The 18,387-nt window shown below is 63.8% G+C and carries 10 protein-coding genes; 9 read left to right on the forward strand and 1 reads right to left on the reverse strand.

Going from position 1 to position 18,387, the window contains the following annotated elements:
* The first annotated feature begins 91 nt into the window (after nt 1-91).
* From rplK to EI171_RS20730, 9 genes are all read left to right on the forward strand, one after another.
* Nucleotides 92-520 (forward strand): 50S ribosomal protein L11, encoded by a 429-nt coding sequence (rplK, locus tag EI171_RS20690; RefSeq protein WP_011088164.1) that lies wholly within the window; start codon nt 92-94, stop codon nt 518-520.
* Between the two features lie 6 nt (nt 521-526).
* Nucleotides 527-1,219: a 50S ribosomal protein L1 gene (rplA, locus tag EI171_RS20695; RefSeq protein WP_011088163.1), complete on the forward strand. Its 693-nt coding sequence runs from the start codon at nt 527-529 to the stop codon at nt 1,217-1,219.
* A gap of 107 nt (nt 1,220-1,326) precedes the next feature.
* Nucleotides 1,327-2,280: a 2-hydroxyacid dehydrogenase gene (locus tag EI171_RS20700; protein WP_161534561.1), complete on the forward strand. Its 954-nt coding sequence runs from the start codon at nt 1,327-1,329 to the stop codon at nt 2,278-2,280.
* A gap of 581 nt (nt 2,281-2,861) precedes the next feature.
* Nucleotides 2,862-3,380, forward strand: a complete 519-nt coding sequence (rplJ, locus tag EI171_RS20705) for a 50S ribosomal protein L10 (protein ID WP_011088161.1) — start codon at nt 2,862-2,864, stop codon at nt 3,378-3,380.
* A gap of 54 nt (nt 3,381-3,434) precedes the next feature.
* Nucleotides 3,435-3,812 carry a 50S ribosomal protein L7/L12 gene (gene rplL / locus EI171_RS20710; RefSeq protein WP_027549190.1) on the forward strand — a complete coding sequence of 126 codons (378 nt, stop codon included), beginning with the start codon at nt 3,435-3,437 and terminating at the stop codon, nt 3,810-3,812.
* A 485-nt stretch (nt 3,813-4,297) separates the two neighbouring features.
* Complete coding sequence (gene rpoB / locus EI171_RS20715) at nt 4,298-8,416, forward strand: DNA-directed RNA polymerase subunit beta (RefSeq protein WP_011088159.1); 4,119 nt, start codon at nt 4,298-4,300, stop codon at nt 8,414-8,416.
* Nucleotides 8,417-8,547: 131 nt separating this feature from the next.
* Nucleotides 8,548-12,744, forward strand: a complete 4,197-nt coding sequence (rpoC, locus tag EI171_RS20720) for a DNA-directed RNA polymerase subunit beta' (protein WP_011088158.1) — start codon at nt 8,548-8,550, stop codon at nt 12,742-12,744.
* A 192-nt stretch (nt 12,745-12,936) separates the two neighbouring features.
* Nucleotides 12,937-14,997 carry an FAD-dependent oxidoreductase gene (locus tag EI171_RS20725; RefSeq protein WP_011088157.1) on the forward strand — a complete coding sequence of 687 codons (2,061 nt, stop codon included), beginning with the start codon at nt 12,937-12,939 and terminating at the stop codon, nt 14,995-14,997.
* A gap of 133 nt (nt 14,998-15,130) precedes the next feature.
* Entirely contained in the window at nt 15,131-17,158 is a 2,028-nt protein-coding gene (locus EI171_RS20730; protein ID WP_011088156.1) for an ABC transporter ATP-binding protein, read from the forward strand.
* On the opposite strand, the gene EI171_RS20735 is transcribed toward EI171_RS20730, so the two are convergent.
* Nucleotides 17,077-18,324, reverse strand: coding sequence for an NAD(P)/FAD-dependent oxidoreductase (locus tag EI171_RS20735; protein WP_161534562.1), 1,248 nt, complete (start codon nt 18,322-18,324; stop codon nt 17,077-17,079). The two genes, EI171_RS20730 and EI171_RS20735, sit on opposite strands and share 82 nt — an antisense overlap.
* Between the last annotated feature and the right edge of the window lie 63 nt (nt 18,325-18,387).

Below are 18,387 nucleotides of genomic sequence, written 5' to 3' on the forward strand. Positions count from 1 at the left end.
CGTGGGAGGGAGAGGGCGGTTGCCAGCCGCATCCGACCCAGACCACGAACCTGAAACCGCCGGCGACATGCCGGCACAACAGGAGTGATACATGGCAAAGAAAGTGACCGGATACCTGAAGCTTCAGGTCCCGGCCGGTGCGGCGAATCCTTCGCCCCCGATCGGTCCCGCGCTTGGTCAGCGCGGTCTCAACATCATGGAGTTCTGCAAGGCGTTCAACGCCCAGACCCAGAAGGAAGAGAAGAACACCCCGATCCCGGTGATCATCACCATCTATGCGGACCGCTCCTTCACCTTCGAGATGAAGACGCCGCCGATGTCCTACTTCCTCAAGCAGGCCGCCAAGATCCAGTCCGGCTCGAAGGCGCCGGGCCGCGACAAGGCCGGCAAGGTGACCAAGGCGCAGGTGCGCGAGATCGCCGAGAAGAAGATGAAGGACCTGAATTGCGACACCATCGAATCGGCCATGAAGATGGTCGAGGGCTCTGCCCGTTCGATGGGTCTGGAAGTGGCGGGGTAAGCGGTCATGGCAATCGGAAAGCGTTTGAACAAAGCCCGCGAAGGTGTTGACCGCGAAAAGCTTTACCCGCTCGCGGAAGCCATCAAGATGGTCAAGGAACGCGCGAAGGCGAAGTTCGACGAGACCATCGAGGTCGCGATCAATCTCGGCGTCGATCCCCGTCACGCCGACCAGATGGTCCGTGGCGTCGTAACCCTGCCGAACGGCACCGGCCGTACGCTGCGCGTCGGCGTGTTCGCCCGTGGCGCCAAGGCCGATGAGGCCAAGGCGGCAGGTGCCGATGTCGTCGGCGCCGAAGACCTGGTCGAGAAGGTGCAGAACGGCTCGATCGATTTCGACCGCTGTATCGCCACCCCCGACATGATGCCGCTGGTCGGCCGTCTCGGTAAGGTGCTGGGCCCGCGCGGCCTGATGCCGAACCCTAAGATCGGTACCGTGACCATGGACGTCACCGGTGCGGTGAAGGGTGCCAAGGGCGGCTCGGTCGAGTTCCGCGTCGAGAAGGCCGGCATCCTGCAGGCCGGCGTCGGCAAGGCCTCGTTCTCCGAGGAGAAGCTGGTCGAGAACATCAAGGCCCTGGCTGACGCTGTCTCCAAGGCGAAGCCGGCCGGTTCCAAGGGGACCTACATCCAGCGCGTTGCGGTGTCCTCGACGATGGGCCCCGGCGTGAAGGTCGAGCCGGGCACCATTCTCGGCTAAGGTTTGCCTCGGCTAGAGGTTTGGAAATTGCACGAGGCGAGGGGCGGAATTGGGCAACCGATTCCGCCCCTCTTCGTTTGTGGCGGCGTTCACTGGAAACGAGAACAATGGCTGACAAGGTCCTGATCTACTCGCGCTTCCCCAAGACGATGATGGCGCGCTTCGCCGAGCGGTTCGAGCTGCTCGACACCGGCGGCAAGCCCGTGCGGGAGGTGTTTTCGGCGGACGAGCTCGGCGGCATTCGCGCGATGCTGACTGGGGGCGGCACCCCGCTCGGGGCCGAGGCGATGGACCTGTTTCCGAATCTCGGCGCCATCGTCTGCTACGGCACCGGCTATGATGGCGTCGACCTGAAAGCGGCCGCCGCGCGTGACATCGCGGTCGGCCACAGCCCGGGGGCCAATGCGGCCTCGGTTGCCGATATCGCGATGACCCTGATGCTGGCGACGACGCGGCGGATCCTGGTCGCCGACCAGTATGTCCGCAGTGGCGATTGGGCCGCGTCAAAGCCCTCGCAGATGATGCGTCCGCAGGCCGGCATGCCCGGCCGCCGTATCGGCGTCTACGGCATGGGCGAGATCGGCCGCAAGATCGCCGCGCGCTGCGCCGCCTTCGAGAGCGAGGTCGGCTATTTCAGCCGCAGCAAATACGATCTGGCCTATCAATATTTCCCGACGCTGGAGGCGCTCGCCGACTGGTGCAGCGTGCTGATGATCGCGGTCCGGGCAGGGGCCGAGACCCAGCACGTCGTCAACGCCGATATCCTGGGGCGCCTCGGGGCGGACGGCTATGTCGTCAACATCTCCCGCGGCTCCGTCATCGACGAGAAGGCCCTGGTTGCGGCGCTGACCGACAAGACCATCGCCGGCGCCGGCCTCGACGTCTTCGAGCAGGAACCGCACACGCCCGACGCGCTGACCGCGCTCCCGAACGTCGTGTTCGCCCCCCATATCGGCGGCCACACCCTGGACTCGCACGTCGCCATGCAGAACTGTGTACTTGCGAACTTGACCGCGTTCTTCGCGGGCAAGCCGCTGCCTTACGCGGTCAAATCGGCCTGAATCGGTCCTTGTTGGGCCATCTCAAGCCCGCCCGGCAACGGATTGGAACTGGTGTGAATTTTGCTCTTGGCAAGCAGGCCCGGAGCGGTTAAAGAACCGCCTCCGGACGTGCCGGCCTCGGCTGGCGCGTTCGTGCACGCATTCCGAAAACCCGACAAGACAGGAGATCATTCCTTTTCAGGACGTCCGCAAGGATTTGCCGGAAAAGGAAGGAAAACCCGTCGGTTGGTGGAATGCGGGCAGGGGTCGGGCGGTTCGCCGGCTGACCTTGTCCTGTCCAAGACTGCAGGCGCCCGCGGGAAATTTCGATTTCTCAACGGCTTAATCGCATGGCCTGCATAGACGGGTGAAGACCGGATTTCACTTCGCATCCAGCTTTAAGGGCTGGCTTGCGGAACGGGTCTGGTTCGGACCTCGACACGCCGTGGGCTCTAGCGGGCTCCCGGAGGGCAGGCTTTGAATTGTCGTCTTGCCCGGCGTGTCCGAAGGGTTTGCCCCCTGAGGTTCAGGTTTGGGCGGGACGATGGGTGCAACCCGGCGGTCCCGCTTTCGCGATGACCGCCAACCGGAAAGAGCTTGCTGTGGAACGAGCGGCAAAAAAAGAAGCGGTCGAACAGCTCAATGGGGTCTTCAAGACCACGAGCGTCGCGGTCGTTGCTCAATATTCCGGCCTCACCGTCGCCCAGATGCAGAAGCTGCGCCAGCAGATGAAGCAGGCGGGTGCCTCGGTGAAGGTCTCGAAGAACCGTCTCGCCAAAATTGCTCTTGAAGGCACTGACGTCGTTGCCATCGGCCCCATGCTGAAGGGACCGACCGTGATCGCCACTTCGAACGATCCGGTAGCGGCGCCAAAGGTCGCCATCGAATTCGCCAAGGCGAACGAAAAGTTCGTCATCGTCGGCGGCTCGATGGGGAAGACCGTCCTGAATGTCGACGGCGTGAAGGCGCTTGCCTCGCTGCCGTCGCTTGACGAACTGCGCGGCAAGATCGTCGGCCTGATTGTGGCCCCGGCGACCAAGCTCGCTCAGCTCGCCAACGCGCCCGCGGGCAAGCTCGCGCGTGTCATCCAGGCTCATGCCTCAAAGGGCGAAGCGGCCTGACGCCCTTCGCAAAACTCAAACCCGAACCAGACTTACACGTAAGGAAACTGAACAATGGCTGACTTGCAGAAGATCGTTGACGACCTCTCGAGCCTCACCGTGCTCGAAGCTGCCGAACTCGCGAAGCTCCTCGAAGAGAAGTGGGGCGTTTCGGCTGCCGCGGCTGTCGCCGTGGCCGGCCCGGCTGGTGGTGGCGCTGCCGCCGCTCCGGCGGAAGAGAAGACCGAGTTCACGGTCGTTCTCGCCAGCGCCGGCGACAAGAAGATCGAGGTCATCAAGGAAGTCCGCGCCATCACCGGTCTCGGCCTGAAGGAAGCAAAGGACCTCGTCGAGGGTGCTCCGAAGCCGGTCAAGGAAGGCGTGAACAAGGAAGAAGCCGACAAGATCAAGGCCCAGCTCGAGAAGGCTGGCGCGAAGGTCGAGCTCAAGTAAGCGCAAGCTTGCTGGCATGAGATCCCGGGCGAGCGCCAAGCGAGGCCCGGGATCTTGGTCCACCCTTACGAGGGCGGGCCAGATGCAAAAGGCGTGCGACGGAACGTCCCGACGCGGGCCGAACACGAAAAAGTGTGGGGATTTGAGGGTTTACCCCTCGAATCTGCACTATTGTCGCCCCATATCGGGTCGGCAGCACGAAAGCGCGGTGGGCAGGGATGCGGGATTTCCCTGTAAGCCGTTGGGAGAGCAGGCTATTTCGGGCTTTTGCAGTCCGTGAAGACAATCGTTGTGACGGGCGGGCGTGCCTATGCGCCCCGCGCGTCGTTTTGCGTTTTGAAGGTCTGAAGAACAGATTCAGGACATGACGGCCTGAAACTGGATTTTTGGTCCCCAAAACGGGTTCGAAAAATTCAACCCGGGGAGCGGCGGCAGCTGCGTCCTGGACGGCGCGCCCAGAGCGGGCGACGAAATGAGAGGCCACGATGGCGCAGCAGACATTCACCGGTCGCAAACGCGTTCGCAAGTTCTTCGGACACATCAAGGAAGTCGCCGAGATGCCGAACCTCATCGAGGTTCAAAAGGCGTCCTATGATCAGTTCCTGATGGTCGACGAACCCCAGGGCGGGCGTCTCGACGAGGGTCTGCAGGCGGTGTTCCGCTCGGTGTTTCCGATCTCCGACTTCTCGGGCACCTCGATGCTGGAATTCGTCCGCTACGAGTTCGAGCAGCCGAAGTATGACGTCGACGAGTGCCGCCAGCGCGGCATGACCTTCGCGGCGCCCCTCAAGGTGACGCTGCGCCTCATCGTGTTCGATATCGACGAGGAAACCGGCGCCAAGTCGGTGAAGGACATCAAGGAGCAGGACGTCTACATGGGCGACATCCCGCTCATGACGATGAACGGCACCTTCATCGTCAACGGCACCGAGCGCGTGATCGTCTCGCAGATGCACCGTTCGCCCGGCGTGTTCTTCGACCACGACAAGGGCAAGACCCATTCCTCGGGCAAGCTGCTGTTCGCCGCCCGCGTGATTCCGTATCGCGGCTCCTGGCTCGACATCGAGTTCGACGCCAAGGACATCGTCTATGCGCGTATCGACCGTCGCCGCAAGATTCCGGTGACGTCGCTGATGTTCGCGCTCGGCCTTGACGGCGAGGCGATCCTGTCCACGTTCTACAAGAAGATCCTCTACAAGCGGACCAAGGAAGGCTGGCGCGTTCCGTTCGACGCCAACCGTTTCCGCGGCTACTCGACCATCAACGACCTGATCGACGCCGACACCGGCAAGGTCGTGCTCGAGGCCGGCAAGAAGCTCACCGTCCGTGCCGCCCGCCAGCTCCAGGAGAAGGGGCTGAAGGCGCTGCGCCTGTCGGATGAGGAACTCGTCGGCAACTACCTCGCCGAGGATCTCGTCAATCCGAAGACCGGCGAGATCCACGCCGAGGCCGGCGAGGAGATCACCGACAAGAACATGAAGGCCCTCAACGAGCAGGGCTACAAGGAGCTGCCGCTGCTCGACATCGACCACGTCAATGTCGGCGCCTACATCCGCAACACGCTCTCGGCCGACAAGAACATGACGCGCGAGGACGCGCTGTTCGACATCTACCGCGTGATGCGTCCGGGCGAGCCGCCGACGCTGGATTCGGCGCAGGCCATGTTCCAGTCGCTGTTCTTCGACGCCGAGCGCTATGACCTTTCCGCGGTCGGCCGCGTCAAGATGAACATGCGCCTCGACCTCGATGCGCCGGACACCCAGCGCACGCTGCGCAAGGAAGACATCCTCTCCGTCATCAAGACGCTGGTGGACCTTCGCGACGGCAAGGGCGAGATCGACGACATCGACCATCTCGGCAACCGCCGTGTGCGTTCGGTCGGCGAGCTCATGGAGAATCAGTACCGTATCGGCCTGCTGCGTATGGAGCGCGCGATCAAGGAGCGCATGTCCTCGGTCGACATCGACACGGTCATGCCCCAGGACCTGATCAACGCGAAGCCCGCGGCTGCCGCGGTGCGCGAGTTCTTCGGCTCCTCGCAGCTTTCGCAGTTCATGGACCAGACCAACCCGCTGTCGGAGATCACCCACAAGCGCCGCCTGTCGGCGCTTGGACCGGGCGGTCTGACCCGCGAGCGCGCCGGCTTCGAGGTGCGCGACGTGCATCCGACGCATTACGGCCGCATCTGCCCGATCGAGACGCCGGAAGGTCCGAACATCGGCCTGATCAACTCGCTCGCGACCTTCGCGCGCGTGAACAAGTACGGCTTCGTCGAGACGCCGTACCGCAAGGTCAAGGACGGCCGCGTCACCGACGAGGTCGTGTACCTCTCGGCGATGGAGGAGGGCCGCTACACGGTCGCGCAGGCCAACGTGCCGCTCGACCCGAAGGGCCGCTTCACCGAAGACCTCGTGGTCTGCCGTCACGCCGGCGAAGTCTTGCCGGTGACGCCGGACAAGGTCGACTACATGGACGTGTCGCCGAAGCAGCTCGTTTCGGTCGCCGCGGCGTTGATCCCGTTCCTCGAGAACGACGACGCCAACCGCGCGCTGATGGGCTCGAACATGCAGCGCCAGGCGGTGCCGCTGGTTCGCGCCGAGGCGCCGTTCGTCGGCACCGGCATGGAAGGCGTCGTTGCCCGTGACTCGGGCGCCGCGATCGCGGCGCGCCGCTCGGGCGTGATCGACCAGATCGACGCCACCCGCGTCGTGATCCGCGCCACCGAAGATCTCGATCCGACCAAGTCGGGCGTCGATATCTACCGGCTGATGAAGTACCAGCGCTCCAACCAGTCGACCTGCATCAACCAGCGTCCGCTGGTGAAGGTCGGCGACATCGTCAAGAAGGGCGACATCATCGCGGACGGTCCGTCGACCGATCTCGGCGAGCTCGCGCTCGGCCGGAACGTGCTGGTCGCGTTCATGCCGTGGAACGGCTACAACTTCGAAGACTCGATCCTGCTCTCCGAGCGGATCGTGAAGGAAGACGTCTTCACCTCGATCCACATCGAGGAGTTCGAGGTGATGGCCCGCGACACCAAGCTCGGGCCTGAGGAAATCACCCGCGACATTCCGAACGTCTCGGAAGAAGCGCTCAAGAACCTCGACGAAGCCGGTATCGTCTACATCGGCGCGGAAGTGCGCGCCGGCGACATCCTGGTCGGCAAGATCACGCCGAAGGGTGAAAGCCCGATGACGCCGGAAGAAAAGCTCCTGCGCGCCATCTTCGGCGAGAAGGCCTCCGACGTTCGCGACACCTCGCTGCGCGTTCCTCCGGGCGTGCAGGGCACGATCGTGGAAGTGCGCGTGTTCAACCGTCACGGCGTCGACAAGGACGAACGTGCGCTGGCGATCGAGCGGGAAGAGATCGAGCGTCTGGCCAAGGACCGCGACGACGAGCAGGCGATCCTGGACCGCAACGTCTACAACCGTCTTGCCGAGCTCCTCGAGGGGCGGCAGGGCATTGCGGGTCCGAAGGGCTTCAAGAAGGACACCAAGATCACCCGTGCGGTGCTCGAGGAGTACCCGAAGTCGCAGTGGTGGCTGTTCGCGTCGCCGAACGACAAGCTGATGGCCGAGATCGAGGCCATGCGGAAGCAGTACGACGAGTCGAAGAAGGGGCTCGAGCAGCGCTTTCTCGACAAGGTCGAGAAGCTCCAGCGCGGTGACGAATTGCCGCCCGGCGTGATGAAGATGGTCAAGGTCTTCGTCGCGGTGAAGCGCAAGATCCAGCCCGGCGACAAGATGGCTGGCCGCCACGGCAACAAGGGCGTGGTGTCGAAGATCGTGCCGATCGAGGACATGCCGTTCCTCGAAGACGGCACGCACGCCGACATCGTGCTCAATCCGCTCGGCGTGCCCTCGCGCATGAACGTCGGACAGATCCTCGAGACCCATCTCGGCTGGGCTTGCGCCGGCCTCGGCAAGCGCATCGGCCAGACGGTCGATGCCTACCTGTCGAAGCAGGACATCAAGCCGCTGAAGGAAACCTTGAAGAAGGTCTACGGCGAGGACGAGACGATCAAGTCGCTCAACGACAACGAACTGATCGAGCTCGGCCACAATCTGAGCCGCGGCGTGCCGATCGCGACGCCGGTGTTCGACGGCGCCAAGGAAGCCGACATCGAGGAGATGCTGAAGCTTGCCGGTCTCGACGCTTCGGGTCAGTCGACCGTCTATGACGGCCGCACCGGCGATCCGTTCGATCGCAAGGTGACGGTGGGCTACATCTACATGCTCAAGCTGCACCATCTGGTCGACGACAAGATCCATGCGCGTTCGATCGGTCCGTACTCGCTCGTTACCCAGCAACCGCTGGGCGGCAAGGCGCAGTTCGGCGGCCAGCGCTTCGGCGAAATGGAGGTGTGGGCGCTCGAGGCTTACGGCGCGGCGTACACGCTCCAGGAGATGCTGACGGTGAAGTCGGACGACGTCGCCGGCCGCACCAAGGTGTACGAGGCGATCGTGCGCGGCGACGACACGTTCGAGGCCGGTATTCCGGAATCGTTCAACGTGCTGGTCAAGGAAATGCGCTCGCTCGGCCTCAACGTCGACCTGCACAACTCCAAGATGGGACCGGCGCCGACGTCGGAAGCGGCCGAGTAATTCGACCTTTCATGCCCGGCCTTTAGCGGCCGGGCATCGGTGCCCCTTCCCAATGCCTTGAGGGCAGGGCGCCCCGCTTGAGTGATTTTCGAATTTGCGGCCGGAGGCGACCGGCACGCGAGGAGAAGACGATGAACCAAGAAATTATGAATCTCTTCAATCCGACGACTCCGGCTCAGGTCTTCGACCAGATCCGGATCTCGATCGCGTCTCCAGAGAAGATTCTGTCCTGGTCCTACGGCGAGATCAAGAAGCCGGAGACCATCAACTACCGTACCTTCAAGCCCGAGCGCGACGGCCTGTTCTGCGCCCGCATCTTCGGGCCGATCAAGGACTACGAGTGCTTGTGCGGCAAGTACAAGCGCATGAAGTACAAGGGCATCATCTGCGAGAAGTGCTCGGTCGAGGTCACGCTGTCGCGCGTGCGGCGCGAGCGCATGGGCCATATCGAGCTCGCAGCCCCGGTCGCCCACATCTGGTTCCTGAAGTCGCTGCCCTCGCGCATCGGCCTCCTGCTCGACATGACGCTGAAGGATCTCGAGCGGATCCTCTACTTCGAATACTACGTCGTGCTGGAGCCGGGCCTCACCGCGCTGAAGGACCGTCAGCTGCTGTCGGAAGACGAGTATCTGAAGGCGCAGGACGAGTACGGCCAGGATTCCTTCACCGCCATGATCGGCGCCGAAGCGATCCGCGAGCTGCTCAAGGGCATGGACCTCGAGAAGCTCGAGGCCTCCTTGCGCGTCGAGATGCAGGAGACCGACTCCGACATCAAGCACAAGAAGCTCGCAAAGCGCCTGAAGATCGTCGAAGCGTTCCGCCACTCCGGCAACAAGCCGGAATGGATGATCATGACCGTGGTTCCGGTGATCCCGCCGGACCTGCGTCCGCTGGTGCCGCTGGACGGCGGCCGCTTCGCGACCTCGGACCTCAACGACCTCTACCGCCGCGTCATCAACCGCAACAACCGCTTGAAGCGGCTGATGGAGCTGCGCGCGCCCGACATCATCATCCGCAACGAGAAGCGCATGCTTCAGGAAGCGGTCGATGCTCTGTTCGACAACGGCCGCCGCGGCCGCGTCATCACGGGCGCCAACAAGCGCCCGCTGAAGTCGCTCGCCGACATGCTCAAGGGCAAGCAGGGCCGCTTCCGCCAGAACCTGCTCGGCAAGCGCGTCGACTATTCGGGCCGTTCGGTGATCGTGGTCGGTCCCGAGCTGCGCCTGCATCAGTGCGGCCTGCCGAAGAAGATGGCGCTCGAGCTGTTCAAGCCGTTCATCTATTCGCGGCTTGACGCCAAGGGCCTGTCCACCACCGTGAAGCAGGCCAAGAAGCTGGTCGAGAAGGAGCGGCCCGAGGTCTGGGACATCCTGGACGAGGTGATCCGCGAGCATCCGGTGCTGCTCAACCGCGCGCCGACGCTGCATCGTCTCGGCATTCAGGCGTTCGAGCCCGTGCTGATCGAGGGTAAGGCGATCCAACTGCATCCGCTGGTCTGCGCCGCGTTCAACGCCGACTTCGACGGCGACCAGATGGCCGTGCACGTTCCGCTGTCGCTTGAAGCGCAGCTGGAAGCGCGCGTCCTGATGATGTCGACCAACAACATCCTGCATCCCGCGAACGGCCAGCCGATCATCGTGCCGTCGCAGGACATCGTGCTCGGTCTCTACTACGTCTCGATCATGCGCGAAGGCCTGCCCGGCGAGGGCAAGATCTTCGGCGACATGGCCGAGCTCGAGCACGCGCTGCACGCGAAGGTCATCCACCTCCACACCAAGATCAAGTACCGGTGGCAGGGCATGGACGAGACCGGCAAGGTCTCGACGCGCTGGATCGAGACCACCGCGGGCCGCGTCATGCTCGGCAACCTGCTGCCGAAAAACCCGCGGATTTCGTACGAGATCATCAACAAGCTGATGACCAAGCGCGAGATCTCGGGTGTGATCGACCAGGTCTATCGTCACTGCGGCCAAAAGGAGACGGTGATCTTCTGCGACCGCATCATGGCGCTCGGCTTCTACAACGCGTTCAAGGCCGGCATCTCGTTCGGCAAGGACGACATGGTCGTGCCGCACGGCAAGTGGAAGATCGTCGACACCACCCGTACGCTGGCGAAGGACTTCGAGCAGCAGTACAACGACGGCCTGATCACCCATGGCGAGAAGTACAACAAGGTCGTCGACGCCTGGTCGAAGGCCACGGAAGAAATCGCCAAGGCGATGATGAAGGAGATCTCCGCCACCAAGAAGACGGCGAGCGGAGCCGATGCCGACATCAACTCGATCTACATGATGGCTCACTCCGGCGCCCGCGGTTCGCCGGCCCAGATGCGCCAGCTCGCCGGCATGCGCGGCCTGATGGCCAAGCCGTCGGGCGAGATCATCGAGACGCCGATCATCTCGAACTTCAAGGAAGGCCTCTCGGTGCTCGAGTACTTCAACTCGACCCACGGCGCCCGCAAGGGCCTCGCGGACACCGCGTTGAAGACCGCGAACTCGGGCTACCTGACCCGTCGTCTCGTCGACGTCGCGCAGGACTGCATCATCACGCAGGACGACTGCGGCACCAAGCTCGGCATCAAGATGCGCGCCATCGTCGATGCCGGCACCGTGGTCGCTTCGCTCGGCTCGCGCATCCTCGGACGCACGGCCTGCGAAGACGTGCGTGACAGCTCGGGCAAGGTGATCATCAAGCGCGGTACGCTGATGGAAGAGAGCCACCTCGATGCCATCCACCAGGGTGGCGTCCAGGAGGTGAAGATCCGCTCGGCACTGACCTGCGAACTCGTCAACGGCATCTGCGGCAAGTGCTACGGCCGCGACCTCGCCCGCGGCACGCCGGTCAACCACGGCGAAGCGGTCGGCGTCATCGCGGCGCAGTCGATCGGCGAGCCGGGCACCCAGCTCACCATGCGCACCTTCCACATCGGTGGTGCGGCGCAGCTCAACGAGCAGTCGTTCGTCGAATCCAACTTCGACGGCAAGATCGTGATCCGGAACAAGGCCATCGCCCGCAACAGCGAAGGCCACCTGATCGCGATGGTGCGCAACATGGTGGTGGCGATCGTCGATGCCGACGGCACCGAGCGCGCGACGCACCGTATCCAGTACGGCTCGCGCCTGCACGTCGACGAGGGCGACACGGTCAAGCGTGGCCAGCGCATCGTCGAGTGGGATCCCTACACCCGTCCGCTGCTCACCGAAGTCGAAGGTACCATCGGCTTCGAGGATCTGGTCGAGGGGCAGTCGATCTCGGAAACGCTCGACGAAGCCACCGGCATCGCCAAGCGCGTGGTCATCGACTGGCGCTCGACCCGCGGCGGCTCGGACCTGCGTCCGGCCATCGTGGTCAAGGGCAAGGACGGCAAGGTGCTCAAGCTCGCCCGTGGCGGCGATGCCCGCTACATGCTGTCGGTCGACGCCATTCTCTCGGTCGACATCGGAGCCAAGGTTGCGCCGGGCGACATCCTCGCTCGTGTCTCGACCGAAAGCGCCAAGACGCGTGACATCACCGGCGGTCTGCCGCGGGTGGCGGAACTGTTCGAGGCACGGCGTCCGAAGGATGCGGCGATCATCGCCGAAATCGCGGGCACCATCCGGTTCGGGCGCGACTACAAGAACAAGCGTCGCATCTCGATCGAGCCGATGGACAAGACCGACGAACCGCGCGAGTACCTGATCCCGAAGGGCAAGCACATCCACCTTCAGGACGGCGACGTCGTCGAAAAGGGCGACTTCATCGTGGAAGGCAACCCGGCGCCGCACGACATCCTGGCGGTCAAGGGCATCGAGGAACTCGCGGCCTATCTGGTCAACGAGATCCAGGAGGTCTACCGGCTCCAGGGCGTGCTCATCAACGACAAGCACATCGAGGTGATTGTCCGTCAGATGCTCCAGAAGGTGGAAGTCACCGACCAGGGCGACACGGACATGATCTCCGGCGAGCAGGTCGACAAGATCGAGTTCGACGCGCTCAACGAGAAGGCCAAGGAAGAGGGCAAGAAGATCGCCACGGGTACGCCGGTTCTGCTCGGCATCACCAAGGCGAGCCTCCAGACCCGCTCCTTCTTCTCGGCGGCCTCGTTCCAGGAGACCACCCGCGTCCTCACGGAAGCGGCGGTCAACGGCAAGGTCGATCCGCTCGAAGGCCTCAAGGAGAACGTCATCGTCGGCCGGTTGATCCCGGCGGGCACCGGCGCCTCCATGGCCAAGATCCGCGAAGTCGCGATGAAGCGCGACAAGCTGATCCTGGACGAGCGCGAGAAGCAGGCGGCCGTCGTGTCGCCGGCGCCGGAAGCGGAGCTTCCTGCGCTGCCGCCTGCGGAATGATCGTTCATCCGTAGGAATACCGAGGACAATGAAAAGGCCGGCGCAAGCCGGCCTTTTTGCTGCTTTGTTTCCCTGTTGCGGTGCAGGATCAACCTTTGTTCATCTTTCCTTCAGGCGTAAAAGCGCTTCTGCTAGGGGAGTTTAGACCGGTGGTCCCGTGACGGGGGCAGGGCCGGAGACCACGGAACTCACATGCTTGATCTCGCAATCGTAGGCGGCGGCCCCGGCGGGCTGATGAGCGCCTGGTATCTGAAGCGTAAGCTCGGCGACCTCTGCCGCGTCACCATCTACGAGGCGTCCGATCGGCTCGGCGGCAAGATCGTCACCCGCAAATTCGATTCGGCGCCGGCGATGTACGAGGCCGGCGTTGCCGAGATCTACGACTACTCGATGACCGGTCCGGATCCGCTGCGCGAGCTGATCCAGCATTTCGGGCTTCAGACCATTCCGATGGATGCCGAGCAGGTGCAGTTCGGCGGCGAGCTGCTGAACGACGTGCCGGGCATGCGCCGCAAATATGGCGCCAAGACCGCGGCCGCGATCGAGGCGTTCCGCAAGCGCTGCACCGAGGCGATGTCGCCGATCGAATATTACGAGGGCGTCGGCGCGCACGACAACGAGAATCCCTGGGCCTACAAGACCGCCGAGCAGGTGCTCGACGAGGAGGTCGAGGACGAGACCGCAAAGCGCTTCTTCAAGGTGATGGCGCGCTCCGACATCGCGACCGAGAGCCACAACACCAATGGCCTCAACGCGCTCAAGAACTACCTGATGGATGTCGACGGCTATATCGGCCTCTATTCGATCCAGAACGGCAACGAGCAGTTGATCGAGTGCCTGCAGTCGGAGGTCAATGCCGACATCCAGCTCAATCACCGCGTGCTCGCCGTCGGCAAGGCGCCGACCGGCCGCTACCAGCTCAAGATGATGAACGGCAAGGGGCCGGAGACGCGCGATTTCGATCTCGTGCTGGTCTGCCTGCCGCATTCCTGGCTCGCGACCATGGGCTGGGAAGGCGAGCAGCTCCGCAAGTCGATGGTCAAGCACGTCTCGTATTTCGACCGTCCGGCGCATTATCTGCGCGTCTCGATCCTGTTCGACACGCCGTTCTGGGGCGACAAGATTGCCGGCGCCTGGTTCATGTCGGAGGCCTTCGGCGGTTGCTGCGTCTACAACGAGGGCGCGCGCCACGACGTCGGCAAGCACGGCGTGTTGAACTGGCTCATTCCCGGCTCCGACGCGCTGGCCTTCGCCAACCTGTCGGACCAGGAGTTGATCGACGCCGCGCTGAAATCGCTGCCGGCCTCGCTCGGCGATGCGCGCGCGCATTTCATGGAAGGCAAGATCCACCGCTGGCTGTCGTCGGTGAACGCGATTCCCGGCGGCCTGCCGGTGCGCGACGTCATGACCAACCACCGGCCCGAGCCGAAGGAGCATCCCGGCATCGTCGTGGTCGGCGACTATCTGTTCGACTCGACGCTGAACGGCTTGCTCGACTCCTCGGACGCGGCGACCGACATTATCCTCACCGAGATGATGCGCCTGCGCCGCGAGCGCGCGCAGGACGACAAGCCGCTCTCCGACAGGATCGATCGCGACTATTTCGAGAACTATCGCGGCCTCGGCCCCTATAGCGAGGCATGGCGCCATTTCACCGATCCCGATTACCTCACCAAGCTGATCGGTATCGTCTGGGGCAAGGCCAAGGGCGCGAAGCTGCTGATCGCGGGCTCGGCCAGTGGCGAGCTGGTTGGCGCGCTGCGCGAGCGCGGCATCGATGCCTTCGGCATCGAGAACAACCGCGCCATCCACGCCAAAACGCCGAAGGCGCTGAAGAAATACAACAAGCTCGGCTCGATCACCGACATGCCGTTCAAGGACGGCGCCTTCGACTTCGTGTTCGAGACCAGTCTTTGCCACGTTTCCCCGAAGCAGGTAGTCCGCGCGATCCGCGAGCTCAACCGCGTCGTCAAGACCGGCCTCGTGTTCGGCTCGATCACCTCGGACATGGCCTCGGCCGTGATCGACCGCTACGACCTCCTGCGCGGGGTCAAGAAGCTCGGCACCTGGTGGGAGTGGTCCGAACTGTTCTTCGGCAATGGGTTCGATCTGTCGATGCACCGCAGGGACTGCACCGATGCGCTCTGGGAGGCGACGCTCGCCGCCAACAAGGGGCCGGGCCAGTGGTATGCCGACGCCGACAGTCTGCGCTACTCCTTCTTCGACAAGGTCGAAAACGAGGACGACGACTAGCCGCAACGATCGGACCGGATTCGCCAATTGCTTTGCCGAATTCATTCTGATCGCATAGAATCAGTGCAATAGCGGTTGCCGCTATTTCCTGCTTTCTCTGCGGTCATGCCGGCCGTCAGCATCCGTTGGTTTCATGGCGTCCAAGCCTCCTTCTCCCGACAAACAGAAGCCCCCCGTGGAAGAGGCGGCCGAGCTCGACAAGCTTGCCCCCACCGCCAAGCCGGACCTCGAAGACGACGAGGACGACGAAGGCGAGGAGGATGACGAGCTGGAGCTCGATGACGACGACGAGGACGAGGACCTCGTCGTCTTTACCGCGCGCGAGGCCGCCGGCGCGCTCGCCACCATCCTGGGTTTCGTCAAGCCCTATCTGGCCAACTACAAGCGGATGCTGTCATTCGTGGCGTTCGGCGTCGTCGTCGAGACGCTGTTCAACGTCATCATGCCGCTCAGCCTGAAGTTCCTGATCGACGACGCGCTCGGCGAGGAGGATTTCCAGGCGCTGTACAAGATCCTCGGCGTGCTCGCGGCCGCCGGCATCTTCACCTCGATCGTGGCGGTCTGGTATGAGCGCTGGGATGCGCGGCTCGCGGCCTGCATCATCTCCGACGTCCGCAAGCACCTGTTCGAGCACGTCCAGGACCTGCCGGCGGCCTATTTCGGCCGCACCAAGCGCGGCGAGATCCTGTCGCGCTTTTCCGTCGACCTCGCGGCCTTCGAGGGCTCGGTCAAGACCTTCGCCAACAGCGCGGCGCTGCCGTTCCTGGAGTTGTTCGCCGGCATCATCCTGATGGTGTTCCTGAACTGGCAGCTCGCGGTGGTCGCGCTCCTGGTGTTTCCGATCACGCTGATCGGGCCGCGCATGCTCACGCCGAAGGCGGTGCAGGCCAATTACGAGCAGAAGCTCAATGAATCCGCGCTGCTCGGCATGGTGCAGGAGAACGTGGCTGCGCAGGCCGTGATCAAGGCGTTCAGCCTGCAACGCCGGATGTTCGGCTTCTTCACCTTCCGCAACGACGAAACCCGCAACAGGATCGCCTCAGCCGCGTTCCTGTCGACCATGGTGGAGCGGACGGTCACCATCTCGGTGCTGCTCCTGCATCTCGTTGTGCTGGCAATCGGTGCGTATCTGGCGACCAAGGGCCAGATCACCATCGGCACCTTCGTCACCTTCGAGAGCGCGTTCTGGGAGGTCTCCTACAACATCGCCCATGTGATGCATTTCATCCCGGTGTCGATCTCCTCGGCCGCCGCGATCCGGCACATCCAGGAGCTGCTCGACGAGCCGACGCGCGGGGCCGATCGTGCCGGCGCGCCCGATCTGCCGCGCATTACCCACGACATCACCTTCGACCGCGTCACCTTCCAGTACGAAGGCAGCCAGACGCCGGTGCTGGACAATCTCAGCCTCAAGCTCAATGTCGGCAAGAGCATCGCCATCGTCGGCCCCTCGGGCTCCGGCAAGAGCACGCTGCTCAACCTGATCCTGCGGCTCTACGTGCCCGACGAGGGGCGCGTCACCATCGACGGCGTCGACGTCCGCAAGGTGACGCTGGATTCGCTGCGCCGGAGCATGGCGGTGGTGTTCCAGGAGAACATGCTCTTCAACATGTCGATCCGCGAGAACATCCGGCTCGGCAAGGAGGGCGCGACCGACGCGGAGGTGGAGGAGGCGGCCAAGAAGGCCGAGATCCATCGCTACATCATGAGCCTGCCGCAACGCTACGACACGCCGGTCGGCGAGCGCGGCGATACTCTGTCGGGCGGCCAGCGCCAGCGCATCGCGATCGCGCGCGCGATCATCCGCAACCCGTCCGTGCTGCTGCTGGACGAAGCCACCTCGGCGCTCGACCAGACCACGGAGGCCGCGATCAACCGCACGTTGCTCAAGGTCGCCAAGGGCCGCACCATGATCTGGTCGACCCACCGCCTGACCTCGGTGGTCGAGATGGACGAGATCATCGTGATTTCAGGGGGCAGGGCGATCGAGCGCGGGTCGCATGCCGAACTGCTCGCCAGGAACGGTACCTATCGCAAGCTGTGGAACGACCAGATCCACCAGCCGCATGGCGCTGTGGCTCAGGCCGACGACGACAGCGACGATGACGAGGATGAAGACGACCTCGAGGATGATGAGGACGAGGACGACGAGGAGGAGTGACCGAGGAAGTTCGGCTCCAGATGGAACGCTCCTCCAAGCGGCCGCAGCAGCCCTTGAGCCGACCAGGCGATGAAGCGCGCCCAGCGCTGCGCCGTCCAGTAAGGGCTCGTCGCGATCGAGACTGAGCGGAAGTCGAACGCCTTCGCCGCCGACCATTGATCGCAAGCTTGCTTGACCGGATCGGCGTAGAAGCCGGCGATCTTGGCCGCATTCATCCCGTCGGAGGAAAGCCACTGCGGGATGTAGACGTTGCAGAGCCGCTCGACGTCGGTGAAGACCTTGTCGCAGCCGGTGCCGGCGACGGGGCACGAGGTCGCGAAGGCATCCCCGACCAGCACGATTCCCGGCTGGCTGCGAGGGTCGTTCACGTAGAGATCGACCGGGCGGACCTTCAGCTCACCGGGGATGTCGAAGGCGCCGGTGATGCGCTTGAGCCGGGGCAGGGTGGCGTCCAGCGTCTCAGCTGGTGCACGGCGCAGCTCGCGCAGCCAGGGATCGTCGAAGCTTCGGTAGACGAACAGATTGGCGCGCATCCGCGTGCCGACCGGAAACAGCGAGATGTAGGGGGTGCGGTCGCTCGGCCGCTCCGAGAAATAGGTCAGCGCCGGGAAATCGAACGAATTCCGACCTGCCGGCATCACGTCGAACCCGATCGAGATCGAATGGCAGGCGCTGACGACCTTGCGGGCGATGCCGAGCTGGTGGCGCAGGCCGACGTTCAGGCCGTTGGCGAGCACGACCAGGCGGGCCGAGATCGTCTCGCCGTTGGCGAGCGTGATCCTCTGCCGCTCCGGACTGGTCTCGACCGCCAGGGCCTTGACGCAGACGCGCTCGACGGTGGCGGGGATTTCGTCGCGGACGGCGTTGACCAGCGAATCGTAGAGGATGTTGAACTGCCGGCTCGGCGCCTTGTCGAGCAGGCGGCCGAATCGGGCGATCCAGTTCTCACCGGCGAAGGTCGCGCGGCGCAGCACTGATTCTGCGATTCCGGTCTTCAGGAATCGCTCGACTTGCACGTGACCGCTGAGTTTTTCGACTCGAAAGTCCGCCGGATAGCTCTCATGCGGATCGATCAGCACCGTCGAAATGCCGGCGCGGCCGAGCATTGCGGCGGCGGTTGAGCCGGACAATCCCCCGCCGATAATGGCAATGTCGGTGTACCGCATGGCGCCAATCCCCGCCGAAGGCGGCAGTTTGACGCATCAACAGGAAAAAAAGCCTTAGCGCGG

This window comes from Bradyrhizobium sp. LCT2 (assembly GCF_009931255.1).
GTDB lineage: Bacteria > Pseudomonadota > Alphaproteobacteria > Rhizobiales > Xanthobacteraceae > Bradyrhizobium > Bradyrhizobium diazoefficiens.

Bases quoted from the DNA above. Each gene is read 5' to 3' on its own strand.
- rplK (WP_011088164.1), top strand. From the start codon at position 92: ATGGCAAAGAAAGTGACCGGATACCTGAAGCTTCAGGTCCCGGCCGGT.
- rplA (WP_011088163.1), top strand. From the start codon at position 527: ATGGCAATCGGAAAGCGTTTGAACAAAGCCCGCGAAGGTGTTGACCGC.
- EI171_RS20700 (WP_161534561.1), top strand. From the start codon at position 1,327: ATGGCTGACAAGGTCCTGATCTACTCGCGCTTCCCCAAGACGATGATG.
- rplL (WP_027549190.1), top strand. From the start codon at position 3,435: ATGGCTGACTTGCAGAAGATCGTTGACGACCTCTCGAGCCTCACCGTG.
- rpoB (WP_011088159.1), top strand. From the start codon at position 4,298: ATGGCGCAGCAGACATTCACCGGTCGCAAACGCGTTCGCAAGTTCTTC.
- rpoC (WP_011088158.1), top strand. From the start codon at position 8,548: ATGAACCAAGAAATTATGAATCTCTTCAATCCGACGACTCCGGCTCAG.
- EI171_RS20725 (WP_011088157.1), top strand. From the start codon at position 12,937: ATGCTTGATCTCGCAATCGTAGGCGGCGGCCCCGGCGGGCTGATGAGC.
- EI171_RS20730 (WP_011088156.1), top strand. From the start codon at position 15,131: ATGGCGTCCAAGCCTCCTTCTCCCGACAAACAGAAGCCCCCCGTGGAA.
- EI171_RS20735 (WP_161534562.1), bottom strand. From the start codon at position 18,324: ATGCGGTACACCGACATTGCCATTATCGGCGGGGGATTGTCCGGCTCA.